The sequence below is a fragment of the Pseudoduganella sp. LjRoot289 genome, from assembly GCF_964252925.1.
Lineage (GTDB): Bacteria > Pseudomonadota > Gammaproteobacteria > Burkholderiales > Burkholderiaceae_D > Rugamonas.
In genome coordinates this window covers 735,201-758,421 of the sequence record NZ_CAXUPN020000001.1, presented here as the reverse complement: position 1 = coordinate 758,421, position 23,221 = coordinate 735,201, and the positions used below count along the sequence as shown (strand labels likewise).

26 protein-coding genes and 1 tRNA gene are annotated in these 23,221 nt (G+C 62.7%); 2 read left to right on the top strand and 25 right to left on the bottom strand.

The window, feature by feature from the left end; genetic code table 11:
* The first annotated feature begins 18 nt into the window (after positions 1–18).
* Together ACSQ8Y_RS03380 and ACSQ8Y_RS03375 are read left to right on the top strand one after the other, a co-directional pair.
* Positions 19–543, top strand: a complete 525-nt coding sequence (locus ACSQ8Y_RS03380; RefSeq protein WP_436265049.1) for a PaaI family thioesterase — start codon at positions 19–21, stop codon at positions 541–543.
* A gap of 281 nt (positions 544–824) precedes the next feature.
* Positions 825–1,088, top strand: coding sequence for a BrnT family toxin (locus ACSQ8Y_RS03375; protein ID WP_436265047.1), 264 nt, complete (start codon positions 825–827; stop codon positions 1,086–1,088).
* A gap of 66 nt (positions 1,089–1,154) precedes the next feature.
* On the opposite strand, the gene ispF is transcribed toward ACSQ8Y_RS03375, so the two are convergent.
* The 25 genes from ispF to ACSQ8Y_RS03250 all read right to left on the bottom strand — a co-directional run bounded on the left by ispF (position 1,155) and on the right by ACSQ8Y_RS03250 (position 23,112).
* Complete coding sequence (gene ispF / locus ACSQ8Y_RS03370) at positions 1,155–1,646, bottom strand: 2-C-methyl-D-erythritol 2,4-cyclodiphosphate synthase (RefSeq protein WP_436265046.1); 492 nt, start codon at positions 1,644–1,646, stop codon at positions 1,155–1,157.
* A complete protein-coding gene (gene ispD, locus ACSQ8Y_RS03365) occupies positions 1,643–2,494 on the bottom strand; it encodes a 2-C-methyl-D-erythritol 4-phosphate cytidylyltransferase (RefSeq protein WP_436265045.1) in 852 nt (283 codons plus the stop codon). Before ispD ends, ispF begins: the two co-directional genes overlap by 4 nt.
* Before the next feature lie 10 nt (positions 2,495–2,504).
* Entirely contained in the window at positions 2,505–3,248 is a 744-nt protein-coding gene (locus ACSQ8Y_RS03360) for a hypothetical protein (protein ID WP_436265044.1), read from the bottom strand.
* Positions 3,245–3,802: an NUDIX domain-containing protein gene (locus ACSQ8Y_RS03355; RefSeq protein ID WP_436265043.1), complete on the bottom strand. Its 558-nt coding sequence runs from the start codon at positions 3,800–3,802 to the stop codon at positions 3,245–3,247. Before ACSQ8Y_RS03355 ends, ACSQ8Y_RS03360 begins: the two co-directional genes overlap by 4 nt.
* Positions 3,803–3,839: 37 nt before the next feature.
* Complete coding sequence (locus tag ACSQ8Y_RS03350) at positions 3,840–4,193, bottom strand: DUF2818 family protein (protein WP_436265042.1); 354 nt, start codon at positions 4,191–4,193, stop codon at positions 3,840–3,842.
* Positions 4,193–5,698, bottom strand: coding sequence for an NADH-quinone oxidoreductase subunit NuoN (gene nuoN, locus ACSQ8Y_RS03345; protein ID WP_436265041.1), 1,506 nt, complete (start codon positions 5,696–5,698; stop codon positions 4,193–4,195). The genes ACSQ8Y_RS03350 and nuoN overlap by 1 nt, the downstream gene beginning before the upstream one ends.
* A gap of 21 nt (positions 5,699–5,719) precedes the next feature.
* Positions 5,720–7,201 (bottom strand): NADH-quinone oxidoreductase subunit M, encoded by a 1,482-nt coding sequence (locus ACSQ8Y_RS03340; protein WP_436265040.1) that lies wholly within the window; start codon positions 7,199–7,201, stop codon positions 5,720–5,722.
* Positions 7,202–7,238: 37 nt separating this feature from the next.
* The gene (gene nuoL, locus ACSQ8Y_RS03335; protein WP_436265039.1) at positions 7,239–9,347 is read right to left on the bottom strand and encodes an NADH-quinone oxidoreductase subunit L; all 2,109 of its coding nucleotides are present in this window, start codon (positions 9,345–9,347) and stop codon (positions 7,239–7,241) included.
* Between the two features lie 34 nt (positions 9,348–9,381).
* The gene (gene nuoK, locus ACSQ8Y_RS03330) at positions 9,382–9,690 is read right to left on the bottom strand and encodes an NADH-quinone oxidoreductase subunit NuoK (protein ID WP_008450334.1); all 309 of its coding nucleotides are present in this window, start codon (positions 9,688–9,690) and stop codon (positions 9,382–9,384) included.
* On the bottom strand, positions 9,687–10,340 hold the full coding sequence (locus ACSQ8Y_RS03325) for an NADH-quinone oxidoreductase subunit J (RefSeq protein WP_436265038.1): 654 nt from the start codon (positions 10,338–10,340) through the stop codon (positions 9,687–9,689). Before ACSQ8Y_RS03325 ends, nuoK begins: the two co-directional genes overlap by 4 nt.
* A 28-nt stretch (positions 10,341–10,368) precedes the next feature.
* Positions 10,369–10,857 carry an NADH-quinone oxidoreductase subunit NuoI gene (gene nuoI / locus ACSQ8Y_RS03320; RefSeq protein ID WP_436265037.1) on the bottom strand — a complete coding sequence of 163 codons (489 nt, stop codon included), beginning with the start codon at positions 10,855–10,857 and terminating at the stop codon, positions 10,369–10,371.
* A gap of 10 nt (positions 10,858–10,867) precedes the next feature.
* A complete protein-coding gene (gene nuoH, locus ACSQ8Y_RS03315; RefSeq protein WP_436265036.1) occupies positions 10,868–11,950 on the bottom strand; it encodes an NADH-quinone oxidoreductase subunit NuoH in 1,083 nt (360 codons plus the stop codon).
* Entirely contained in the window at positions 11,950–14,280 is a 2,331-nt protein-coding gene (nuoG, locus tag ACSQ8Y_RS03310; protein ID WP_436265035.1) for an NADH-quinone oxidoreductase subunit NuoG, read from the bottom strand. Before nuoG ends, nuoH begins: the two co-directional genes overlap by 1 nt.
* 17 nt (positions 14,281–14,297) lie before the next feature.
* Positions 14,298–15,593: an NADH-quinone oxidoreductase subunit NuoF gene (gene nuoF, locus ACSQ8Y_RS03305; protein WP_436265034.1), complete on the bottom strand. Its 1,296-nt coding sequence runs from the start codon at positions 15,591–15,593 to the stop codon at positions 14,298–14,300.
* The gene (gene nuoE, locus ACSQ8Y_RS03300; RefSeq protein WP_436265033.1) at positions 15,590–16,069 is read right to left on the bottom strand and encodes an NADH-quinone oxidoreductase subunit NuoE; all 480 of its coding nucleotides are present in this window, start codon (positions 16,067–16,069) and stop codon (positions 15,590–15,592) included. Before nuoE ends, nuoF begins: the two co-directional genes overlap by 4 nt.
* Before the next feature lie 22 nt (positions 16,070–16,091).
* The gene (locus tag ACSQ8Y_RS03295) at positions 16,092–17,345 is read right to left on the bottom strand and encodes an NADH-quinone oxidoreductase subunit D (RefSeq protein ID WP_436265032.1); all 1,254 of its coding nucleotides are present in this window, start codon (positions 17,343–17,345) and stop codon (positions 16,092–16,094) included.
* Positions 17,345–17,938, bottom strand: a complete 594-nt coding sequence (locus ACSQ8Y_RS03290) for an NADH-quinone oxidoreductase subunit C (protein ID WP_436265031.1) — start codon at positions 17,936–17,938, stop codon at positions 17,345–17,347. The genes ACSQ8Y_RS03295 and ACSQ8Y_RS03290 overlap by 1 nt, the downstream gene beginning before the upstream one ends.
* 18 nt (positions 17,939–17,956) lie before the next feature.
* A complete protein-coding gene (locus ACSQ8Y_RS03285) occupies positions 17,957–18,433 on the bottom strand; it encodes a NuoB/complex I 20 kDa subunit family protein (RefSeq protein ID WP_436265030.1) in 477 nt (158 codons plus the stop codon).
* Positions 18,434–18,436: 3 nt separating this feature from the next.
* The gene (locus ACSQ8Y_RS03280) at positions 18,437–18,796 is read right to left on the bottom strand and encodes an NADH-quinone oxidoreductase subunit A (protein WP_093556298.1); all 360 of its coding nucleotides are present in this window, start codon (positions 18,794–18,796) and stop codon (positions 18,437–18,439) included.
* A gap of 186 nt (positions 18,797–18,982) precedes the next feature.
* Positions 18,983–19,067, bottom strand: a tRNA-Leu gene (locus tag ACSQ8Y_RS03275).
* A gap of 115 nt (positions 19,068–19,182) precedes the next feature.
* Positions 19,183–19,647 carry a preprotein translocase subunit SecG gene (secG, locus tag ACSQ8Y_RS03270; RefSeq protein ID WP_436265029.1) on the bottom strand — a complete coding sequence of 155 codons (465 nt, stop codon included), beginning with the start codon at positions 19,645–19,647 and terminating at the stop codon, positions 19,183–19,185.
* Positions 19,648–19,714: 67 nt separating this feature from the next.
* Complete coding sequence (tpiA, locus tag ACSQ8Y_RS03265) at positions 19,715–20,464, bottom strand: triose-phosphate isomerase (protein ID WP_436265028.1); 750 nt, start codon at positions 20,462–20,464, stop codon at positions 19,715–19,717.
* A 93-nt stretch (positions 20,465–20,557) separates the two neighbouring features.
* On the bottom strand, positions 20,558–21,538 hold the full coding sequence (locus tag ACSQ8Y_RS03260) for an NAD(P)H-quinone oxidoreductase (protein WP_436265027.1): 981 nt from the start codon (positions 21,536–21,538) through the stop codon (positions 20,558–20,560).
* Positions 21,539–21,666: 128 nt separating this feature from the next.
* Positions 21,667–22,287 carry a tetratricopeptide repeat protein gene (locus ACSQ8Y_RS03255; protein WP_436265026.1) on the bottom strand — a complete coding sequence of 207 codons (621 nt, stop codon included), beginning with the start codon at positions 22,285–22,287 and terminating at the stop codon, positions 21,667–21,669.
* Positions 22,288–22,344: 57 nt separating this feature from the next.
* A complete protein-coding gene (locus ACSQ8Y_RS03250; protein WP_436265025.1) occupies positions 22,345–23,112 on the bottom strand; it encodes a GIN domain-containing protein in 768 nt (255 codons plus the stop codon).
* Between the last annotated feature and the right edge of the window lie 109 nt (positions 23,113–23,221).

The following is a 23,221-nucleotide window of genomic DNA, read 5'->3' as shown; positions in this document are numbered from 1 at the left end:
TTATCGAAAGAGCCCGCCATGGAAGATAACAGTACTTTGGAAAACTGGGTAGCGCTGGAAGCTGAAATCCGCGCCAAACAAGGCCAGCCTGGTTGTGTCAGCAGAGAAGAATTGCGGACCAGGAGCGGAATGGAGATGCTCTCAGGAATTGGAGATGGCACGGCGCCGCATCCGCCGATAGCGGAATTGATCGGCTTTGTTGCCATCAGCGTGGAACCCGGTCTCGCGGTATTCCAGGGAACGCCCGGATTCCAGCATTACAATCCCAGTGGTGCAGTCCATGGCGGTTACGCGGCAACTTTATTGGATACGGCCGTTGGCTGCGCAATTCATTCCATGCTCCCCGCCGGCAAGGGTTTTACCACGCTGGAATTAAAAGTGAACTATATACGCGGCATGACGGATAAAACCGGCCCCGTGCGGGCCGAAGGAAAAGTCATTACCGTCGGCGGCCAGGTCGCGGTAGCCGAAGGCCGGATCACCGACTCCAATGGCAAGCTTTACGCATTCGCCACCACTACCTGCCTGATATTCCCCATCTAGCCTTGTCAATCAGCGGGGAAGCGCGCCATCTTTCCTGCTGAACTTGTGTGACAGCACGTCGGCCAACCGAATTCATGCCCCTTTTCAGCTCGATCAAGCCAATATTTGGCGCAATCTTGTCCAGCGCATGACCTACCTCAATGCCGAGTTCGTGTTTTCGCTCCATGATGCAGGCTTGTGGGGGGACGGTTAGCGACTAAGAACAGAACGCTTCACTTGGGACGAACACAAGCGCTTGGTCAACTTAAGGAAGCACAGTTTCGATTTCAAGCAGGCATCTGATGTATTCGACGGCCAGATGTACCTTCCCGGACAGCCGTTATGATTACGAGGCGCGATACATCACGCTCGGATTTCTTGGCGAGCAAACAGTATCCATAGCACACACGGAGAAACAGGATGAAATCCGAATCATCTCATTTAGAAAAGCGACTCGCATCGAGGAAAGACTGTTCAGAGACCGACTCTCTGACGGATTGGGAGAGAATACGAAAGATGCGCGACGAGGACATCGTCCTCGACGATGTACACCCAGAGGCAACTGAGGAGGACTTGAAGCGGGGAGTCATCCGGCACAACATGAAAGTTGTGCGGATTATCAAATAGCAGGATCAGGCGCGAATAAGCAAGGCGACTGCGTCGGCATTGATGCCTTCTTCGCGGCCCAGATAACCCATCTTCTCGTTGGTCTTGGCTTTGATATTCACTTGATCAACCGATACACCCAAATCCTCCGCGATATTCGCCACCATCCCAGGAATATGCGGCGCCATTTTCGGGCGCTGGGCAATAATCGTCGCATCGATATTACCTACATCGTAGCCTGTTGCTTTTACCCTTTTTGCGGCTTCGCGCAGCAACACACGGGAATCCGCGCCTTTGAATTCGGGATCGGTATCCGGGAAATGCTTGCCGATATCGCCCAGCGCGGCGGCGCCCAATATGGCGTCGGTTATCGCGTGCAGCAATGCGTCGGCATCCGAATGGCCCAGCAAGCCTGAATGGTGGGGAATATCCACCCCGCCCAGTATCAGTTTGCGGCCTTCAACCAGGCGGTGGCAGTCATATCCCTGGCCGATGCGGAATGGGAGTGGAAGTGTCATATGGAGTCCTTTTCTGGCTGCGCCAGATACATTTCAGCGATACGTATGTCGCTGGGCAAAGTTACTTTCAAATTGCGCGGATGGCCTTCCACCAGCTTGGGTGACAGGCCCAGCAATTCAACGGCGCTGGCATCGTCGGTAATGGCGTTCGGATCCCTGGCGGACGACAGCGCGCGCAATAACAGCGCGTAGCTGAACATTTGCGGCGTCTGCGCCAGCCACATGCCGTCGCGCGGGATGGTGGCGGTGAGGCCGGATTTCGTGGTCTTGACGGTGTCGACCACGGGCAAGGCCAGCAGGCCGCCCGCCGGCTCGGCGCCCGCCTCCGTGATCAGTTTGGCTATCAATGCCGGCGTCAGGCCGGGCCGCGCGGCATCGTGCACCAGCACCAGATCGGCGTCCGCGATGCGGTCGCGCAGCGCCCGGAGGCCGTTCAGGATGCTGTCCATGCGCGTCGCGCCGCCGCAGCGCAGCACCGATGCGCCCGCCTCCGGCAGCACGCCGTCTATATATTCGTCGCCCTCGCTGACCACCACGAAGGTGTGCGCGATCAGTTCGCTGGCCAAAAACGCTTCCAGCGTGTGGCGCAGCATAGGCTTGCCGTTGATGGGCAGGTATTGCTTGGGGCTGGACGCAGCCATCCGTGCGCCCACGCCGGCCGCCGGGATCAGAGCGAAATAGCGCGGTATCGCTTCCGGCACCGCCGGCGGCAAGCCGCTGCCCTCGGCCTGGGCGCCGATAGCGCCGATAGCGCCGATAATGCCATTAATGCCATTAATGCCATTAATGCCAGTTACGCCAGCCAAGCCGCTAGCGCTGGCGGGTGGAATGTCATACTTTTCTGTCATGCTTTTCTCGTTAACGCCGGCCTCGGCTTTTGTTCAGCACGGCCTGGATTTCGCCATTGCATGACTTGCTCAGGCGCATATATTCGGCTGGGGAGTCTATCATCGCCTGCACGGTTTCCACTTTGGCCATCTCGGCCTTGATATAGGGCAGCCAGCCGGTGTCGATTTCACGCGCCAGGGCCACCCGCGCGGTGCCGCCCGGCGCGTACAGCGGTTTGCCGCCGTAGCGGTTGGCCAGCGCGGCGCGCACGGTCAGCTCGACCTTGGGCAAATGGTCCATATAGGCTTTCATGTGCCGGAATTCGTGCTCCAGGATTTCCTTGTAGCCGCAGCTGCCCGGCGGGAACTCGCTGCCGACGTAGATCTTCACCGGCGCATAGCTCAGCCGGACCGCGACCTGCGGCGACACGCACTCGTAGCCGGTGACCGAGTCGGTCAGCATGGCCCCGTCGGAGGCGATGGCCACCCGGGACTCGGTCTTGGTCAGGCCCAGCACATAGGTATTGGGGCCGGCCGCGCCCTTCATCACCGTCAACGTGCGGTAGGACAAGTGGTTGTCGACGCTGTAGCCGTTCTGCTCGGAGCTCAGGATGGAGACCGATTTGTTGATGCTGTCCTCGCAGCGCGCCTGGAACGGCGTGCGGCCGGCGGCGGACGCGCCCGGCACGGCCAGGGCGCAGGCCAGCAGCAGGCACAGCCACAGCCACAGCGGCGGGGACAGCGGCGGGGACGGCGGCAGCCGCGAGCTCATCATTCCGGCTGCCACACCCCGGACACGATTTTCTCCAGCCAGAACGCGCCGATGATGGTTTTCACGTCCGTGACCTTGCCGCTGCGTACCCATTCGAGCAGCTCGTCCCCGGTGGCGGTGAAAGTTTCCAGGAATTCGCCCTGGTCCAGCTTGGCCGGCCCGGCCTTCATGCCGCGCGCCAAGTAGAGGTCCAGGTGCTCGTCCGAGTAGGCGATGGCGTTATGGATGGTGCAGAGGTAGTGCCATTCGCCGGCGGTGTAGCCGGTTTCCTCCTCCAGTTCGCGCTTGGCGCAGTCCAGCGCGGACTCGCCCTCGTCCTTTTTGCCTGCCGGAAGTTCGATGAACACGCGGTCGAGCGGATAGCGGAACTGGCGTTCCAGCAGCACGCGTCCGTCGTCGAGCAGCGGCAGTATCACCACCGCGCCGGGATGTTTGATGTATTCACGGCCGGTGGGCTTGCCGTCGGGCAGCGCCACGCGGTCCTTGTGAACTTTGAGGAAATGACCGTCATAGGCCATGCCGCCGTCGATCCGGGTTTCCTTCAAGTGCGCATCCATGCGCCCTCCTCTTGCAGAGTCAGAAAACCGCAGTGTATCAGTGACGGGGCTTGTACAGGTAGCGCAGGACGAATCCCGGGAAGGCGAGCACGATGAACAGGCAAGCGGAGATGGCGTAGAACTCCCACGACTGCGGGAACACGGTGCCGATGCGGCCTTCCAGCAGGACGGCGGCGCCGCCCACCAGGAAGTACAGCACCGCCAGTTCCACCAGCCGCACCAGGAAATTCTTGTGCGGGGCGGCGCCGGAGCGACGGCTGGCCGTGGGCTCGCCGGAGGTCAGCGCGCGCTTGACCGGTATCAGACCGAATACCTTGTCGTTGAAGAAAGGCAGATTGGCGCCCGCCAGCGCGAGCAGGATGACCAGCCAGCTGGAGGCGCCGATGTCCATCAGATGGCCAGGGTCTTGGTCATGGCCTTCAGGCAAGCGTCCAGCAGCGGGCCAGGCATCATGCCCATGGCGACGATGGCCAGGGCGTTCAGGCCCAGCACCACGCTGGTGTCGGCGTTCACGGCCAGCGGCGCGGTGTCGGCAGGCTCGTCGAACCACATGACCTTGACCACGCGCAGGTAGTAGAACGCGCCGATCAGCGAGAACATCACGGCCAGCACGGTCAGCCATACCTGGCCGGTGTGCAGCACGGCGTTCAGCACCGAGAACTTGGCGGCGAAGCCGACCAGCGGCGGCACGCCGGCCAGCGAGAACATCAAGATGGACATGATCAGCGCGTACCACGGGGAACGCTTGCTCAGGCCCTTGAAGTCGTTCAGCTCGTCCGCTTCGAAGCCTGCGCGCGACAGCACCATGATCAGGCCGAAACTGCCCAGCGTGGTCATCACGTAGACGATGGAGTAGTACATCGCGGCGCTGTACGCGGCGGCGGCGCCGGTCTTGTCCACGCCGACCACGCCGGCGGTCAGGCCCAGCAGCACAAAGCCCATCTGGGCGATGGTCGAGTACGCCAGCATGCGCTTCAGATTGGTTTGCGCGATCGCGGTCAGGTTGCCGATGGCCAGCGACAGCACGGCCAGGATGGTCAGCATCTGCTGCCAGTCGTTTGCCATCGGCAGCAGGCCCTCCACCAGCAGGCGCACGCAGATCGCGAACGTCGCCAGTTTAGGCGCGGCGCCCAGCAGCAAGGTGACCGGGGTCGGCGAACCTTGGTAGACGTCCGGCACCCACATGTGGAACGGCACGGCGCCCAGTTTGAAGGCCAGGCCGGCAACCACGAACACCAGGCCGAACACCAGGATGGCAGGCTTGACGGTGCCGCTGACCGCCTTGGTGGCCACGGTGGTCAGGTCCAGCGAGCCGGTCGCGCCGTACAGCATGGAGATGCCATACAGCAGGAAGCCGGAGGCCAGCGCACCGAGGATGAAGTACTTCATCGCCGCTTCGGTCGATTGCGCGTGGTCGCGGCGCAGCGCCACCAGGGCGTACAGCGACAGCGACATCAGTTCCAGGCCCAGGTAGATCGACAGGAAGTTGTTACCCGAGATCATGACCATCTGGCCCAGCAGCGCGAACAGCGCGAGCACGTAGAACTCGCCGCCCAGTTCGCCGCCCAGCATGCCGCGCTGGTGCGCGTACTGGCGCGAGTAGATCAGGGTCAAGGCCACCGCCACGTAGGAGGCGAGCTTGAGCAGGTTCGCCATCGGATCGGCGATGAACATGTCGTTGAACGCGTACACCGTGGTGCCGGCGTTGAAGTCGGCGAACGAGAACACCGCGCAGCCCGCCAGCGTCAGCAGGGACAGCACATAGGTGACGGCGCGCTTGCTCTCGCCGAGGAACATATCGATCAGCAGGATCGCCGAAGCGGCGACCAGCAAAAAGATCTCGGCGCGGAGCGGCGCCATGGTGGCCACGTGGGTGGCCGTATCGATTGGATTCATGTAGAGCTTTCCCGTTATTTCTTATGGCAGCTTGGTCTGCGCAACGTGCTTGAGCAGGTCGGCGACCGAGGTTTGCATCGTGTCGGTGAACGGCGCTGGGTACAAGCCCATCCACATCACCGCGATCGCCAGGAGACCCAGCATCAGGAACTCGCGGCCGTTGATGTCGGTCAGTTCCGCCACGTGGTGGTTGGTCACCTTGCCGAACACCACGCGCTTGGCCATCCACAGCGAGTAGGCCGCGCCCCAGATCAGCGCCGAAGCGGCGACGATGCCGGTGACGAAGTTGAACTGGACGGCGCCCAGGATCACCATGAACTCGCCGACGAAACCGGAAGTCGCCGGCAGGCCGCAGTTGGCCATCGAGAACAGGATGAAGAAGGCGGCGAATTTCGGCATCTTGTTGACGACGCCGCCGTAGTCGGCGATGTTGCGCGAGTGGGCGCGGTCATACAATACGCCGATGCACAGGAACATCGCGCCGGAGATGAAGCCGTGCGAAATCATCTGCACGATGCCGCCCTGCACCGACATGTCGTTGAACATGAAGAAGCCCAGCGTGACGAAGCCCATGTGGGCGATCGACGAGTAAGCGACCAGCTTTTTCATGTCCTTCTGCACCAGCGCGACCAGGCCGATGTAGACCACGGCGATCAGCGACAGGCCGATCACGAACCAGGCCAGCTGGCGCGAAGCGTCCGGCACGATAGGCAGGGAGAAACGCAGGAAGCCGTAGGCGCCCAGCTTCAGCATGATCGCGGCCAGCACGGCGGAACCGCCGGTCGGCGCTTCGACGTGGACGTCCGGCAGCCAGGTGTGGACCGGGAACATCGGCACCTTGACGGCGAAGGCCATGAAGAAGGCGAAGAAGATCGCGATCTGCTCGTTCATCGTCAGCTTGGCGACGTGCCAGTCCAGGATGTTGAAGCTGCCGGTCTTGTTGTACAGGTAGATGATGGCGACCAGCGTCAGCAGCGAGCCGAAGAAGGTGTACAGGAAGAACTTGAACGACGCGTAAATGCGGTTCGCGCCGCCCCACACGCCGATGATGATGTACATCGGGATCAGCGTGGCTTCGAAGAAGAAGTAGAACAGCAGGCCGTCGGTGGCGGTGAAGACACCGATCATCAGGCCGGACAGGATCAGGAAGGCCCCCATGTACTGGGCCACGCGTTCCTGGATCACTTCCCAGGCCGAGATCACCACGATGATGGTGATGAAGGCGGTCAGCGGCACGAACCACAGCGACAGGCCGTCCACGCCCAGGGCGTAGAAGATGTTGAAGCGTGCTATCCACGGCGATTTCTCGACGAACTGCATGCCATGGGCAGCATTGTCGAAGTGCGAGATCAGGGGCAGTGTCGGCAGCAGCGAAACGATGGAGCCGATCAGGGCCAGGACACGCACCATACCGGCGCGCGAATCGCGCCCGGTTGCCAGCACGATCAGGCCTGCCAGTATCGGCAGCCAGATCGAGAGGCTCAAGTAAGGAAGATTATTCATTGTTGACTGTATCTTTTTTCTAGTTGCGTGTCAGCTGTTAAGCGTGCCAAAACGGCAGGAAGTAGACCAGGAAACCGACAATGCCCAGGATCATCACGAACGCATAGTGGTAGATGTAGCCGGTCTGCGCCATGCGGGTCAGCGAGGAGAACCACGCCACCACTTTCGCGCTGCCGTTGACCACCAGGCCGTCGATCAGGGTACGGTCGCCGATCTGCCACAAGCCGTTGCCCAGCACGCGCGCGCCGCCGGCGAACACTGCCTGGTTGAACTTGTCCATGTAGTACTTGTTGTCCAGCAGGGTGTGGATCGCGTGGAACTTGGCGAAGAACCAGGCCGGTACACGTGGATTGATCATGTAGCAGTAGTACGAGCTCGCGACACCGGCAATCGCCAGCCACAGCGGCAGCGACGTCAGCGAGTGGATCGCCATGGCCATCGGGCCGTGGAATTCTTCGCTCAGGATTTCCATCGCCTTGTGCTCGTGGGCGATGGCGATCACGCCCTTGAAGAAGTCGCCATGCAGCATAGGGCCGATGGTGAAGTAGCCGATCAGCACCGACGGGATGGCCAGCATCACCAGCGGGAACCAGACCACGAATGGCGATTCATGCGGCTTCTGGCCAGGCTCCAGGCCGTGGTGACCGTGGTCGTCTTCCTCGTCGTGGTGCGCGTCCGAATCGTGCGCAGGGGTCGCATGTGCGTCGTGCTTGGCGTGCGCATCATGCTTGGCATGGGCATCATGGCCATGGTCGTGCGCGTGGGCCTTGCCGAAACGCTCTTCGCCGTGGAACACCAGGAAGTACATGCGGAAGGAGTAGAACGCGGTCACGAACACGCCGGCGAGCACGGCGAAGTTGGCGAAGCCGGCGCCCCACAGATGGGTCTCGTGCACCGCTTCGATGATCGAGTCCTTCGAGTAGAAGCCGGAGAAGAACGGCGTGCCGATCAGCGCCAGGGAGCCGAGCAGCGAAGTGATCCAGGTGATCGGCATGTACTTGCGCAGGCCGCCCATGTTGCGGATGTCCTGGTCGTGGTGCATGCCGATGATGACCGAGCCTGCGCCCAGGAACAACAGCGCCTTGAAGAAGGCGTGCGTCATCAGGTGGAACACGGCCACCGAGTAGGCCGAGGCGCCCAGCGCCACGGTCATGTAGCCCAGCTGCGACAAGGTCGAGTAAGCGACCACGCGCTTGATGTCGTTCTGGATGATGCCCAGGAAGCCCATGAACAGCGCCGTGATCGAACCGATCACCAGCACGAAGGACAGCGCGGTGTCCGACAGCTCGAACAGCGGCGACATGCGGGTCACCATGAAGATGCCGGCGGTCACCATGGTCGCGGCGTGGATCAGCGCGGAGATCGGGGTCGGGCCTTCCATCGAGTCCGGCAGCCAGACGTGCAGCGGGAACTGGGCCGATTTACCCATCGCGCCGATGAACAGGCAGATGCAGGCCACCGTCAGCAGCATCCAGCCGGTGCCCGGCAGGTGCATCAGCGCCAGTGCGTCCTTCTTGGCGAACACTTCCTGGTAGTCCATGGAGCCGGCGTAGGCCAGCAGCAGGCCGATGCCCAGGATGAAGCCGAAGTCGCCCACGCGGTTGACCAGGAAGGCCTTCATGTTGGCGAAGATCGCGGTCGGACGGGTGTACCAGAAACCGATCAGCAGATAGGAGACCAGGCCCACCGCTTCCCAGCCGAAGAACAGCTGCAGGAAGTTGTTGGACATGACCAGCATCAGCATCGAGAACGTAAACAGCGAGATGTAGGAGAAGAAGCGGTTGTAGCCTTCGTCGTCCTTCATGTAGCCGATGGTGTAGATGTGAACCATCAGCGACACGAAGGTCACCACGTTCATCATCATCGCCGTCAGCGCGTCGACCTGGAAGCCGACCGCCAGCTTGACGCCGGCCACCGTCATCCAGCGGTACACGTCCGCGTTGTAGGATGCGCCGTCCAGCACTGCGAGCAGGGTCTGGAAGGAAATGATAAAGGCAATCAGCACGCCCAGGATGGTCGCGGTGGTGGTGACCTTGCGGCCGACCACGTTGCCGAAGAATTTAGTGCCGAGCAGGCCTGCAATAGCTGAGCCCGCCAGCGGAGCCAGCGGTACGGCCAAAAGGAGGTTAGGGTTAAGCCCCGTCATGATGAACCTTAATGTTTATTATTCGGGTTAATGCTTAGCCTTTGAGGCTATCCAGGTCTTCAACGTTGATGGTGTCCAGGTTACGGAACATCACCACCAGGATCGCGAGGCCGATCGCCGATTCGGCGGCGGCCACGGTCAGGATGAAGAAGACGAAGATCTGCCCGGCCGCGTCGCCCAGGTAGTGCGAGAACGCGATGAAGTTCATGTTCACCGCCAGCAGCATCAGTTCGATGGCCATCAGCAGGACGATGATGTTCTTGCGGTTCAGGAAAATACCGACGATCGAGATCGCGAACAGGATCGCGCCCAGGACCAGGTAGTGCGCCAGGGATAAAGTCATTTCGCCTCCTTCGGTGCTTCATTCGTTGCCACTGCCACTGCCGCACCAACCACCTCGCGCGGCGTCGCCTTCATCTTGACGATGCGCAGGCGGTCGTTGCGTTTGACGCGCACCGCGTCCGACGGATCGAAGTACTTGATGTCCTTGCGCTTGCGCAGCGTCAGCGCCACGGCGGCGACGATGGCCACCAGCAGGATCGCGGCGGCGATCTCGAAGGCGTAGATGTAGTCGGTGTAGATCAGCAGGCCCAGGGCCTTGGTGCCGCCGATGGTGTTGGCCGCTTCCGGCGCCACGGCGCCGTTGATGCCGAAGGAGCGCCAGATCACCGACGCCATCTCGACCACGATCACGCCGCCAATGGTGGCGGCGACCGGCAGGTAGCCCCAGAAGCCGTCGCGCAGCTTGGCGGTGTGGATGTCGAGCATCATCACCACGAACAGGAACAGCACCATCACGGCGCCGACATACACCAGCACCAGCACGATGGAGAGGAATTCGGCTTTCAGCAGCATCCAGATGCCGGCCGCCTGGAAGAAGGCCAGCACCAAGAACAGCGCGGCCTGCACCGGGTTCGGGGCCGTGATTACGCGGATCGACGCCAGCACGAGGATGGCGGAGAACACGTAGAATAAAACGGTTGTAAAGTCCATTTGTAGTCCAGATCAGTATCGGTGGCGATCAGCGGTACGCTGCATCCGCTTCGCGGTTGGCGGCGATGTCCGCTTCGTAGCGGTCGCCCACTGCCAGCAGCATCTCTTTGGTGTAGTACAGATCGCCGCGCTTCTCGCCGTGGTATTCCAGCACGTGGGTTTCCACGATGGAGTCGACCGGGCAGGATTCTTCGCAGAAGCCGCAGAAGATGCACTTGGTCAGATCGATGTCGTAGCGCGTGGTGCGGCGCGAGCCGTCGTCGCGCTGCTCCGATTCGATCGTGATGGCCATGGCCGGGCACACCGCTTCGCACAGCTTGCAGGCGATGCAGCGCTCTTCCCCGTTCGGGTAGCGGCGCAGCGCGTGCAGGCCGCGGAAGCGCGGCGACATCGGCGTCTTCTCTTCCGGGTACTGCACCGTGATCTTGCGCGCGAACATGTACTTGCCCGTCAGGGCCATGCCTTTGATCAATTCGGTCAGCATCAGGCTGCCGAAGAACTCTTTTACTCGTTCCATGTTTGCTTCCTTACTTCCAAATATTCCACGGCGAATTAATCACGCCGGCCACCAGCACCAGCCAGACCAGGGTCAGGGGGATGAAAATTTTCCAGCCCAGACGCATGATCTGGTCGTAGCGGTAGCGTGGGAAAGTACCGCGCACCCAGATGAAGATCGACACGATGAAGAAGGCCTTGGCGAACAGCCAGAAGAAGCCGCCGAAACCGCCGCCGAATTCCAGGAACTTGAACGGCGCAGCCCAGCCGCCCAGGAACATGATCGATGCCAGCACGCCGATCAGTATCATGTTGGCGTATTCGGCCAGCATGAACATGGCGTAGGACATGCCCGAGTATTCCACCATGTGGCCGGCCACGATTTCCGATTCGCCTTCGACCACGTCGAACGGGTGGCGGTTGGTTTCGGCCAGGCCGGAGGTCAGGTAGATGACGAACAGCGGCAGCAGCGGCAGCCAGTTCCACGACAGGAAGTTCAAGCCCATGTCGACCATCTGGCCCTTTTCCTGGCCTTGCACGATGTCGATGAAGTTCAGCGAACCGGACACCATCAGGATCACCACCAGCACGAAGCCCATCGGGATTTCGTAGGAGATCATCTGCGCCGAGGCGCGCATCGCGCCCAGGAAGGAGAACTTCGAGTTCGACGACCAGCCGGCGATGATGATGCCGTACACCTCCATCGACGTCACGGCCATCAGCAGCAGCAGGCCGGCGTTGACGTTGGCCAGCACCGCTTCAGGGCCGAACGGGACCACCGACCAGGCGGCCAGCGCCGGCATGATGGTCATCACGGGACCGATCACGAACAAGCCCTTGGCGGCCTTGCTCGGGATGACGATCTCCTTGAGCAGCAGTTTCAGCGCGTCGGCGATCGGCTGCAGCAAACCCGCGGGGCCGACACGGTTGGGGCCGATACGGATCTGGATCCAGCCGATCAGCTTGCGCTCCCACAGGGTGGCGTAGGCGACCAGGCCCATCAGCGGCAGCAGCACGCACAGCAGCTTGACCATGTTCCAGACTAAGAACCACAGTTGCGGGCCCAGCAGAGCGGAGCCGTTGGTGGTGATGGTGTTGACGAATTCCAGCGCCATTATTTGCCCTCCCCTGCTTTGGCCACGGTGATGGCGCCGAACATGGCGCCCAGCGACGCGGTCGACGCGTGCGCGGCAGGCACGCGGACCACGTTGGCCGCCAGCGCGGCGTCGACCACCGCTTCCAGCACGGCCGAACCGGAACCCTGGGTCACGGTCACTTTGTCGCCGGACTTCACGCCCAGCGAGGCGGCGGTGGCCGCCGACAGGCGCGCTTTCGGCGCGGCGCCGTCGATGGTCGCCAGCAGCGGACCGGAACGGCGCGCGACGGCATCGGCGAAGTGGATAGGCACGTCGGCCAGGCGCTCCAGCGCACCGGCGGTGCCGAAGGCGGCGCTCACGGCCGCTTTCTTGGAAACGTTGTTCAGCTTGGCCGACAGGTCGGTCACGCCTTTGCCGAACAGCTCGTCGCGGATGGCTTCCGAGGTCTCGTAGTCGAAACCGGACAGGCCCAGGATGTTGCCCAGTACGCGCAGCACTTTCCAGCCCGGACGGGTCTCGCCCAGTGGCTTGACGGTGGCGTTGAAGCCTTGCGCGCGGCCTTCGGCGTTGACGAAGGTGCCCGAGGTTTCGGTGAACGGCGAAATCGGCAGCAACACGTCGGCGTGGTCCATGCCATGCTTGAAGGCGGACAGCACAACCACCATCTCGGCCTGCTTCAGCGCGGCGGTCGCGGCTTGCGGGTTGGCCGCATCCAGTTCCGGTTCGGCGTTCAGCAGTACGTAGGCTTTCTTGGCCGCGGAGAAAGCCGGAGCGGCGTTCTTGGCGGTCGCGTTGACCAGGTAGCCGCCGACCGTGTTGGCGGCTTCCACCAGGTAACCCAGCTTGGCGCCGGTCTGCTCGGCGATCCACTGCGCGGCGGCGTGCAGCGCGGACGCTTGCGGGTGCGCAGCGGCGGCGTTGCCCAGGAAGACCGCCTTGCGTTCGCCGGAAACCAGCGAAGCGGCGATCGCCTTGGCGGTATCCGAAGCTTCGATGCCTTCGAAACCGGCAGGAGCTGCCACTTCTTTCGCGGCGGCCACGGCCACCACGACTTGCGACAGCGCGGCCAGCCAGTCGGACGGCGCGGCGACGATCTGGTTCGCGGTCGTGATCAGGCTGTCGTCGGCGGTGCCGTTCAGCACGGACAGCTTGGCGCCCGACTTGACGGCGGCGCGGATGCGCGTCGCCAGCAGCGGGTGGTCCTTGCGCAGGAAAGAGCCGATGACGAACACGCGCTGCAGGCCGGTCACCTCGGACACGGGCATGCCCAGCCATGGCGTGACCTGGCCGTCCAGCGCGAAATCGCTCTGGCGCAGGCGGAAGTCCACGTTCTCGGAACCGAGGGCGCGGGTCAGCTTTTGCAGCAGGTGCAGTTCCTCGGTGGTCGAATGCGCTGTCGCGTAGGACGCGATGGCGTCGGCGCCGTGTTCATGCTTGATGTTCTTCAGGCCGTGCGCCACGTATTCCAGCGCGGTCTGCCAGTCGACTTCTTTCCACTGGCCGCCCTGCTTGAGCATAGGCTGGGTCAGGCGTTCTTCGCCGCCCAGGGCCTCGTAGGAGAAGCGGTCCTTGTCGGAAATCCAGCACTCATTGACCGCGTCGTTTTCCAGCGGCAGCACGCGCATGACTTTGCCGGCCTTGACCTGGACGATCAGGTTGGCGCCCAGCGAGTCGTGCGGCGAGACCGATTTGCGGCGCGACAGTTCCCACGAACGGGCGCTGTAGCGGAAGGGCTTGGACGTCAGCGCGCCCACCGGGCACAGGTCGATCATGTTGCCGGACATTTCAGAGCTGACGGCTTCGCCGACGAAGCTGGTGATTTCCGAGTGTTCGCCGCGGCCTATCATGCCCAGCTCCATCACGCCGGCCACTTCCTGGCCGAAACGCACGCAGCGGGTGCACTGGATGCAGCGCGCCATCTCCTGCATCGACACCAGCGGGCCGGCCTGCTTGGGCACGACCACGCGCTTGTCTTCCTCGTAGCGCGATTCGCCCTTGCCGTAGCCGACGGCCAGATCCTGCAACTGGCATTCGCCGCCCTGGTCGCAGATCGGGCAGTCCAGCGGGTGGTTAATCAGGAGGAACTCCATGACCGATTTCTGCGCCTGCACCGCCTTGTCGCTGGCGGAGCGCACGATCATGCCCGCCGACACCGGCGTGGCGCAAGCTGGCAAAGGCTTGGGGGCCTTTTCCACTTCGACCAGGCACATGCGGCAGTTCGCTGCGATCGACAATTTCTTGTGATAGCAGAAATGGGGGATGTAAGTACCCAGTTTGTTGGCAGCGTCCATCACCATGCTACCAGCAGGGACTTCGACTTTCTTGCCGTCTATTTCGATTTCAACCATGATGATCGTTACGCAGCTTAGAGGTAAGCGGGCACCAAGCAATGCTTGTGCTCGACGTGATATTCAAATTCTTCGCGGAACTGCTTGACGAAGGCGCGTACCGGCATCGCGGCGGCGTCGCCCAGGGCGCAAATGGTGCGGCCCTGGATGTTGTCGGCGACCGAATTCAGCAGGTCCAGATCGGCGGGGCGGCCCTGGCCGTGCTCGATGCGGTGGACCACGCGGTACATCCAGCCCGTGCCTTCGCGGCATGGGGTGCACTGTCCGCACGATTCTTCAAAGTAGAAGTAAGCCAGGCGTTCCAGGGCTTTCACCATGCAGCGCGTCTCGTCCATGACGATGATGGCGCCCGAACCCAGCATCGAGCCGGATTTGGCGATCGCATCATAATCCAGATCGGTGTTCATCATCAGTTCGCCACGCACGACAGGCGCCGACGAACCGCCTGGTATCACGGCCTTGATCTTCTTGCCGCCGCGCATGCCGCCGGCCAGCTCGAGGAAGGTCGCGAACGGCGTGCCCAGCGGGACTTCGTAGTTGCCCGGACGCTCGACGTCGCCCGAGATCGAGAAGATCTTGGTGCCGCCGTTGTTCGGCTTGCCCATCGCCAGGTAGTTCTCGGCACCCATGTTCAGGATGAAGGGAACGGCGGCGAAGGTTTCCGTGTTGTTGATGGTGGTCGGCTTGCCGTACAGGCCGAACGAGGCCGGGAACGGCGGCTTGAAGCGCGGCTGGCCTTTCTTGCCTTCCAGCGATTCCAGCAGCGCGGTTTCCTCGCCGCAGATGTAGGCGCCGTAGCCGTGGTGCGCGTGCAGCTGGAAGCTGAACTCGCTGCCCAGGATCTTGTCGCCCAGGAAGCCGGCGGCGCGCGCCTCTTCCAGCGCTTCCTCGAACTGCAGGTACTCGGCGAAAATTTCGCCGTGGATGTAGTTGTAGCCGACGGTGATGCCCATGGCGTAGGCGCCGATGGCCATGCCCTCGATCAGCGCATGCGGGTTGTAGCGCATGATGTCGCGGTCTTTGAACGTGCCCGGCTCGCCTTCATCGGTGTTGCAGACGAGGTATTTCTGGCCCGGGAACTGGCGCGGCATGAAGCTCCACTTCAAGCCGGTCGGGAAACCCGCGCCGCCGCGGCCACGCAGGCCCGAGGCCTTCAGGTCGGCGATGATGGCTTCCGGCGCAATCTTCTCTTCGATGATGCGGCGCAGCGCCGAATAGCCGCCACGCTTGACGTAGTCGGCCAGGTGCCAGTTGGCGCCGTTCAGATCCTTCATGATCAGCGGCTTGATGTGACGGTCGTGCAGACTGGTCATTTCTTCAGTTCCTCTACCAGGGCGTCGATCTTGTCGTTCGACATGAAGGAGCACATGCGGTGGTTGTTTACCAGCATCACCGGCGCGTCGCCGCAGGCGCCCATGCACTCGCCTTCCATCAGCGTGAACTCGCCGTCGGCGGTGGTGTCGCGGTAATCGATGCCCAGCTTCTGCTTCAGGTGGTGCGCGGCGCGCTCGCCGCCCGACAGGGCGCACGGCAGGTTGGTGCACACGGTGATCTTGTGCTTGCCGACCGGCTTCAGGTTGTACATATTGTAGAAGGTGGCCACTTCCTGCACGGCGATCGCCGGCATGCGGATGTAGTCGGCCAGTTCCTTCATCACCTCGGGCGAAACCCAGCCCAGTTCGACCTGGGCGTGGGCCAGCGCGGCCATCACGGCCGACTGGCGCTGGTCGGCCGGGTACTTGGCCAGCTCGCGGTCGATTTTTTTGTAGCAATCTTCAGATAACAACATACTTTGCCTATTCTTCGGCCGCTTAGCGGTCGATTTCACCGAAAACGATATCCTGCGTACCAATGATGGTCACGGCGTCCGCGATCATGTGGCCGCGCGCCATTTCGTCCAGCGCCTGCAGGTGCGGATAGCCCGGAGCGCGGATCTTCATGCGGTACGGTTTATTGGCGCCATCCGATAGCAGATAGATGCCGAACTCGCCTTTCGGGTGCTCCACCGCGCTGTATGCTTCGCCCGGCGGCACGTGGAAGCCCTCGGTGAACAGCTTGAAGTGGTGGATCAGCGATTCCATATTGGTCTTCATGTCCACGCGCGACGGCGGCGCCACCTTGCGGTTGCTGGTCATGACAGGACCCGGATTGTTGCGCAGCCACTCGACGCACTGCTTGATGATGCGGTTCGACTGGCGCATCTCTTCGATGCGGACCAGGTAGCGGTCGTAGCAGTCGCCGTTGGTGCCGACCGGGATGTCGAAGTCCATCAGGTCGTACACTTCGTACGGCTGGTTCTTGCGCAGATCCCACTCGATGCCCGAACCGCGCAGCATGGCGCCGGTGAAGCCCATGGCCAGCGCGTCTTCCGGCGCGACCACGCCGATGCCGACGGTGCGCTGCTTCCAGATGCGGTTGTCGGTCAGCAGCGTCTCGTACTCGTCGACATAGGTCGGGAAACGGTTGCTGAAGTCTTCGATGAAGTCGAGCAGCGAGCCCTGGCGGTTGTCGTTCAGTTCCTTGATGTGCTTGGCCGACTTGATCGGCGAAGGACGGTGCTGCGGCATCGCGTCCGGCAGGTCGCGGTAGACGCCGCCCGGGCGGTAGTAGGCCGCGTGCATGCGCGCGCCGGACACCGCTTCGTAGCAGTCCATCAAGTCTTCGCGGTCGCGGAAGGCGTACAGGAAGGGACCCATGGCGCCCACGTCCAGCGCGTGCGCGCCCAGCCACAGCAGGTGGTTCAGCAGGCGGGTGATCTCGTCGAACATGACGCGGATGTATTGCGCGCGCAGCGGGACTTCAACGCCCAGCAGCTTTTCGATCGCCATCACATAGGCGTGCTCGTTGCACATCATCGACACATAGTCGAGGCGGTCCATATAAGGCACGGACTGCAGATAGGTCTTCTGCTCGGCCAGCTTTTCGGTGGCGCGGTGCAGCAGGCCGATGTGCGGGTCGGCGCGCTGGATCACTTCGCCGTCCAGCTCCAGCACCAGGCGCAGCACGCCGTGTGCCGCAGGGTGCTGCGGACCAAAGTTCAGGGTGTAATTCTTAATTTCAGCCATTATTTCATCCCGTAGTTTTCTTCGCGGATCACACGCGGTACGTTTTCGCGCGGATCGATCGTCACAGGCTGGTAGATCACGCGCTTCTGTGCTTCGTCGTAGCGCATTTCCACATAGCCGGAGACCGGGAAGTCCTTGCGGAACGGATGGCCCATGAAGCCATAGTCGGTCAGGATGCGGCGCAGGTCGTTGTGGCCATCGAACAGGATGCCCAGCAGGTCGAACGCTTCGCGCTCGTACCAGTTGGCGGTGCGCCAGATCGGCATCACCGACTGCACGATGGGCATGTCGTCGTCGGCGCAGAACACGCGCACGCGCACGCGCCAGTTGTGCTGCACCGACAGCAGGTGCGAGACGACCGCGTAACGCAAGCCGTCCCACGTGCCTTCGCCGTAGGTCAGGTAGTCGACGCCGGCCAGGTCGATCAGCTGCTCGAACGCCAGCGTGGCGTCGTCGCGCAGCGCCAGCATGACGGCATAGTAATCGTCCGCTTTCACGGTCAGGGTGACTTCACCCAGCGCTACCACAGTAGTAACGCGATCGCCCAAAGCCGTGGCCAGGGCGTTTTGCAAAACTTCCAATTGTGTACTCATAGTTCTGAAGCGCCCCGTTTAGCGTGCGATCGTGTTGGTACGCTTGATCTTGTTCTGCAACTGCAGGATGCCGTACAGCAGCGCTTCCGCAGTCGGCGGGCAACCCGGGACGTAGACGTCGACCGGGACGATGCGGTCGCAACCGCGCACCACCGAGTAGGAGTAGTGGTAGTAGCCGCCGCCGTTGGCGCAGGAACCCATCGAGATGACCCAGCGCGGCTCGGACATCTGGTCGTAGACCTTGCGCAGCGCCGGCGCCATCTTGTTGCACAGCGTGCCGGCGACGATCATCACGTCGGACTGGCGCGGCGATGGGCGGAACACGACGCCGAAGCGGTCGAGGTCGTAGCGGGCTGCGCCCGCGTGCATCATTTCAACCGCGCAGCATGCCAGGCCGAACGTCATCGGGAACATCGACCCGGTGCGTGCCCAGTTGATCAGCTTGTCGGCTGTGGTGGTGATGAAACCTTCGTTTAATACGCCTTCAATAGCCATGGCTTATTCCCAATCAAGGGCACCTTTCTTCCAGATATACCAAAAACCGACCACGAATTCGGCGATAAACACCATCATCGTAATGAAACCCTGCCAGCCCAGTTCGCGCATGGAGACGCCCCATGGGAAGAAGAATGCCGTTTCCAGATCGAACAAAATAAAGAGAATTGCGACGAGGTAGTATCGTACGTCGAATTTCATGCGCGCGTCTTCGAAGGCTTCGAAGCCGCACTCGTAGGGGGACAATTTCGCCGCGTCAGGCTTGTGCGGGCCGAGCAGCCGGCCGAGCACCTGGGGGACTACGCCGACACCGAGGCCGACGAGCAGGAATAAGAGAACGGGGAAGTAGTTTTCGAGGTTCATTGATGAGAACTTAATGTTGAACGATCGGTTAGGAAGGCACCGCGCTGTTCAGCGGCACATTTAACGCTCGACCCCAATCAACATTGAGACCAGGATCAAACGACACATCCTCGTAAAAAAACCAGCTTAGGCTTGAATCGGGAGAACCCTACCCAAGCACACCTGCTGGCTTTCTCATTTCTTTTTTGGTGCCGACGACGAGACTCGAACTCGTACAGCTTTCGCCACTACCCCCTCAAGATAGCGTGTCTACCAATTTCACCACGTCGGCGTTAAGCCCGTTATTCTACAGTGATTTCACTGCTTTGTTAATGCGTATTGCAGCGAAACAAGAAGAAAACAGTAAAGCTTGACTGAATCCCTACGGTATAGGGAGTTCGAGGAGTTTACTTCTGCGGCGCCGGCGCTGGCGCCGGTGCCGGAACTGCTGGTGCGGCAGGCGCCGAAGCGGCTGGCGCGGTTGCCGCAGGCACGCCTGCGGCTGCGGCGGCTTCGGCGGCCGTAGGGGCTGCCGCAGGGCTTGCCGAACCGGCAGTCGGGATCGCGCCCGCGCCTTTGGCCGGCACTGGCGCGGTGATCTTGTCCATCACGCCGCCGCCGCTGCTGACGCTACGGTTGCTGGCGATCGAGGACAGCGCCAGGGTAGCGGCGAAGAAGATCGCGGCGGCCACTGCGGTCGACTTCGACATGAAGTTCGACGAGCCGCTGGCGCCGAACAGACTGCCGGAAGCGCCGGAGCCGAAGGCCGCGCCCATGTCGGCACCCTTGCCGTGCTGCAGCAGCACCAGGCCGATGATGGCCAGCGCCGACAGGACCTGTACGACGATGATGAGGTTGTGCAAAGAGTTCATGCTATTCCATTTCCAGTTGAAAGTATTTCAGTTAAATCCGGTACTGCTTGCTGCCAACTGCCAGCACTTAGTCGGTCGCGTGCACGATGGCGAGGAAATCCGCCGCCTTCAGCGACGCGCCGCCGATCAGGCCGCCGTCGATATCGGGCTGGGCCAGCAATTCTTTCGCGTTCTCGGGCTTCATGCTGCCCCCGTACAGGATCTGCATGCCGCCGGCCACCGCCGCGTCGCGCGTGGCGACTTGCTTGCGCAGCTGGGCGTGCACTTCCTGCGCCATGGCCGGCGTGGCGGTCTTGCCGGTGCCGATCGCCCAGACCGGCTCGTAGGCCAGCACGACCTTGGCCAGCGCGGCCGTTTCCAGCACGTCCAGCACCGCTTGCAGCTGGGCGCACACGACCACATTGGTCTGCCCCGCTTCGCGCTCGGCCAGCGTTTCGCCCACGCACACCACCGGGATCAAGCCTGCGGCCAGCGCGGCGACGGTCTTCTGCGCCACCAGCTCATTGCTTTCCTTGTGGTAGGCGCGGCGTTCCGAGTGGCCCACGATCACATGGCTGCAGCCGAAATCGGCCAGCATGGAAGCGGCCACTTCGCCGGTGTAGGCGCCTGCGGCGTACGCCGACACGTCCTGCGCCCCCCATGCGACCGGCGACCCCTGCAGCGCAGCCTGGCATTGTGCCAGGTAAGGCGCGGGCGCGCAGACGGCGCAATCGGCCGCCTTTGCCGACAGGCCTGCGGTAATGCCGGAGAGCAGCGCAGCGTTGCTGTCGCGGCTGCCGTTCATTTTCCAATTTCCGATGACGAGTTTGCGTCGCATAGTAGCCTAAAGTTCAATAACCCGCTATTTTAACGCGAGCCGCAAACCGGGGTCAAACCAAGCGTGCGACAGTATTGCAAAATCAGCCACGCTTTATAAGACCTGCAGCATGATTTTGCCGACGTGGGCGCTGCTTTCCATCAGAGCGTGCGCCTCGGCCGCCTGCGCCAGCGGGAAGACCTGGTGGATCACCGGCTTGATGCTGCCCGCCTCGATCAGCGGCCAGACGCGCGCGCGCAGCTGGGACGCGATGCGCGCCTTGAAGGCGATGGGACGCGGGCGCAAGGTGGAGCCGGTGACCGTCAGGCGGCGGCGCAGCACCTGGCCCAGGTCCAGCGTGGCCTTGGCGCCGCCCAGCAGCGCGATGACGGCGATGCGGCCGTCGTCGGCCAGGCAGCTGATCTCGCGCGGCAGATAGTCGCCGCCCACCATGTCCAGGATGACGTCGACGCCCTTGCCGTCGGTCAGTTCCTTGACGACGGCGGCGAAATCCTCGGTCTTGTAGTTGATGCCGCGCGCGGCGCCGAGCTGCTCGCAGACCCGCGCTTTCCCGTCGCTGCCGGCGGTGGCGAACACGCGGTGGCCCATGGCGTTGGCCAGCTGGATCGCGGTCACGCCGATGCCGGAGGTGCCGCCCTGCACCAGCAGCGTCTCGCCGCTCATCAGGTGGGCGCGGTCGAACACATTGCTCCAGACCGTGAAGAAGGTCTCCGGCAGCGAGGCCGCCTCCAGCATGGACAAGCCCCTGGGCACGGGCAGGCACTGGTCGGCCGGCGCGGTGCAGTATTCGGCATAGCCGCCGCCCTGCGCCAGCGCGCAGACCAGGTCGCCCTTGCCGAAGCGGCTGCCTGCCAGGTCGCCGTCGACGATTTCGCCGGCCACTTCCAGGCCCGGCAGGTCCGACGCGCCCGGCGGCGGCGCGTAGCTGCCCAGGCGCTGGAACACGTCCGGCCGGTTGACGCCGGCCGCGTGCACCTTGATGAGCACTTCGCCGGCCTTGAATTCGGGTATCGGACGCTCGCACAGGCGCAGCACGTCGGCCGGGCCGGGCTGGCTGATTTCTATCGCTCGCATGGCTGCCCCTTCACAATGAAAGGGCGATTGTACGATAGTGGCGGCTTACGCGCTGCCGCGCTAACCCGCCCTACCGGCGGTGTCGAATCGCGTAGGGCGGCTTAGGCGGGCAGCGCCGTAAGCCGCCACTAGCCGCCGCCGGTGCGCGACTGCTTCGGCAGCGGCGTGCCGACCTTCCAGGTGGCCGACAGCGCCTGCCCTTCTTCCAGCTGCTCGGGCGTCATCTTCTTGACGACGGCGGCGCGCTGCTCGGCCGCGTTGGCCAAACCGCCGGCGGCGGCCAGGTTCCACAGCATATAGGCCAGCACGTTATCCTGCGGCATGCCGCCGATGTGATAACGGTACATCAGCCCCAGCGTCTGCTGCGCGTCCGCATGGCCCTGCTCGGCCGCCTTGCGGAACCAGACCACCGCCTGCTTGTGGTCCTGTATCACCGCGTTGCCGGTGTAATACATGGCGCCCACGACATACTGCGCGTCCGCCTTGCCCTTCATGGCGGCCTTGCGGTGCCAGTTGAGCGCCTGCTTGTAGTCCTGCGGCACGCCGCGGCCCATGTAATACATCAAGCCGAGCAAATGCTCGGCGTCGGCGTTTCCGGCGCGCGCCAGCGGCTCGATCTCCTTGTACGCCAGGCTGTAGTTGCGGTTGTTGTAGGCCGTGGCCCCTTCCGCGAAGCCGGCCAGCGCGGCGCCGTGGACGCCCAGCGCGAGCGCTATCGCGGTGATGACTTGTATTATTAATTTTTTCATGTTGCTCAAGAAATGGATACTTGTGTCTCTTATTGCCGCGCTCCCGCGCAGCACCATTTACTTCCAGCTGACCTTGCCCAGCCCGTCCACGCTCACATTGCGGTTGGCCGGCTTGCCATAGACGGTGACCGAACCGAGGCCGCTCAGGCTCAGCGTCGCGTTCTCGCTCGCCGTCACCGTGGCGTTGCCCAGGCCGCTCAGCTCCAGGCTGACGCTGTCGGCCTTGAACTGCTGCGCGTTCAGGCCGCCCAGGCCGCCCAGCGTGGCCTTCAGCATCTTGCTGCGCCCGCCGATGGTGACGTAGCCGGCCCCCTGCAGGTCCAGCTCCACCGTGTCGGTCTCGCTGGCCCACACGTGCATGCTGCCGACTCCGCCCAGGCTGACGCGCATATTGCGGTAGTCACAGACCACTTTCATGCTGCCGGCGCCGTCCAGCGTCAGTTCGATGTCCTCGCCGGTGAAACCGCTCACTTCCGTGGTGCCGACGCCGTCGGAGACTACCTGGCGCAGGTTGGGCAGCACCAGTTCGGCGCGCGCCGTGCTGCCGCGCTGGAATTTGAAGCCGCGCCCCTCCGTATCCAGGTGCAGGGTGTCGCCCGACTGGGTGGCCGTGATCTTCGAGATCGTGCGCTTGTCGGCGATGATGGTCAGTGACGGCGTGTCGCCGCGCCGCAGCTTCAGGTCCAGGACGCCGTCCAGCTTGACCCGCAGCACGCGCGCGTCGACGGGACGGGTTTCGGTCACGGTGTCGTCGGCCGCGCGGGCGCCGCTCAGGAACAGGCTGAAGGCGGCCAGCAGCAGGCCTATGCGGTAGGAAATGGTCATATCGGGTTATCCTCGGGGTCGGGTCTGTTCGCCGCTTATCATAGTGCAAACACTATAGCGGCAGACAGCCCTCCGCCGGGCCGGATTGCGATGAACTGCAAAAAACGCG

Bases quoted from the DNA above. Each gene is read 5' to 3' on its own strand.
- nuoG (WP_436265035.1), bottom strand. From the start codon at position 14,280: ATGGTTGAAATCGAAATAGACGGCAAGAAAGTCGAAGTCCCTGCTGGT.
- nuoH (WP_436265036.1), bottom strand. From the start codon at position 11,950: ATGGCGCTGGAATTCGTCAACACCATCACCACCAACGGCTCCGCTCTG.
- ACSQ8Y_RS03380 (WP_436265049.1), top strand. From the start codon at position 19: ATGGAAGATAACAGTACTTTGGAAAACTGGGTAGCGCTGGAAGCTGAA.
- nuoL (WP_436265039.1), bottom strand. From the start codon at position 9,347: ATGACGGGGCTTAACCCTAACCTCCTTTTGGCCGTACCGCTGGCTCCG.
- ACSQ8Y_RS03280 (WP_093556298.1), bottom strand. From the start codon at position 18,796: ATGAACCTCGAAAACTACTTCCCCGTTCTCTTATTCCTGCTCGTCGGC.
- nuoK (WP_008450334.1), bottom strand. From the start codon at position 9,690: ATGACTTTATCCCTGGCGCACTACCTGGTCCTGGGCGCGATCCTGTTC.
- ACSQ8Y_RS03350 (WP_436265042.1), bottom strand. From the start codon at position 4,193: ATGGACATCGGCGCCTCCAGCTGGCTGGTCATCCTGCTCGCGCTGGCG.
- ACSQ8Y_RS03255 (WP_436265026.1), bottom strand. From the start codon at position 22,287: ATGAAAAAATTAATAATACAAGTCATCACCGCGATAGCGCTCGCGCTG.
- ACSQ8Y_RS03355 (WP_436265043.1), bottom strand. From the start codon at position 3,802: ATGGATGCGCACTTGAAGGAAACCCGGATCGACGGCGGCATGGCCTAT.
- nuoI (WP_436265037.1), bottom strand. From the start codon at position 10,857: ATGGAACGAGTAAAAGAGTTCTTCGGCAGCCTGATGCTGACCGAATTG.
- ispD (WP_436265045.1), bottom strand. From the start codon at position 2,494: ATGACAGAAAAGTATGACATTCCACCCGCCAGCGCTAGCGGCTTGGCT.
- ACSQ8Y_RS03295 (WP_436265032.1), bottom strand. From the start codon at position 17,345: ATGGCTGAAATTAAGAATTACACCCTGAACTTTGGTCCGCAGCACCCT.
- ACSQ8Y_RS03285 (WP_436265030.1), bottom strand. From the start codon at position 18,433: ATGGCTATTGAAGGCGTATTAAACGAAGGTTTCATCACCACCACAGCC.
- ACSQ8Y_RS03375 (WP_436265047.1), top strand. From the start codon at position 825: ATGTATTCGACGGCCAGATGTACCTTCCCGGACAGCCGTTATGATTAC.
- ACSQ8Y_RS03250 (WP_436265025.1), bottom strand. From the start codon at position 23,112: ATGACCATTTCCTACCGCATAGGCCTGCTGCTGGCCGCCTTCAGCCTG.
- ACSQ8Y_RS03340 (WP_436265040.1), bottom strand. From the start codon at position 7,201: ATGAATAATCTTCCTTACTTGAGCCTCTCGATCTGGCTGCCGATACTG.
- nuoN (WP_436265041.1), bottom strand. From the start codon at position 5,698: ATGAATCCAATCGATACGGCCACCCACGTGGCCACCATGGCGCCGCTC.
- nuoE (WP_436265033.1), bottom strand. From the start codon at position 16,069: ATGTTGTTATCTGAAGATTGCTACAAAAAAATCGACCGCGAGCTGGCC.
- ACSQ8Y_RS03260 (WP_436265027.1), bottom strand. From the start codon at position 21,538: ATGCGAGCGATAGAAATCAGCCAGCCCGGCCCGGCCGACGTGCTGCGC.
- ACSQ8Y_RS03325 (WP_436265038.1), bottom strand. From the start codon at position 10,340: ATGGACTTTACAACCGTTTTATTCTACGTGTTCTCCGCCATCCTCGTG.
- ispF (WP_436265046.1), bottom strand. From the start codon at position 1,646: ATGACACTTCCACTCCCATTCCGCATCGGCCAGGGATATGACTGCCAC.
- ACSQ8Y_RS03290 (WP_436265031.1), bottom strand. From the start codon at position 17,938: ATGAGTACACAATTGGAAGTTTTGCAAAACGCCCTGGCCACGGCTTTG.
- nuoF (WP_436265034.1), bottom strand. From the start codon at position 15,593: ATGACCAGTCTGCACGACCGTCACATCAAGCCGCTGATCATGAAGGAT.
- tpiA (WP_436265028.1), bottom strand. From the start codon at position 20,464: ATGCGACGCAAACTCGTCATCGGAAATTGGAAAATGAACGGCAGCCGC.
- secG (WP_436265029.1), bottom strand. From the start codon at position 19,647: ATGAACTCTTTGCACAACCTCATCATCGTCGTACAGGTCCTGTCGGCG.
- ACSQ8Y_RS03360 (WP_436265044.1), bottom strand. From the start codon at position 3,248: ATGATGAGCTCGCGGCTGCCGCCGTCCCCGCCGCTGTCCCCGCCGCTG.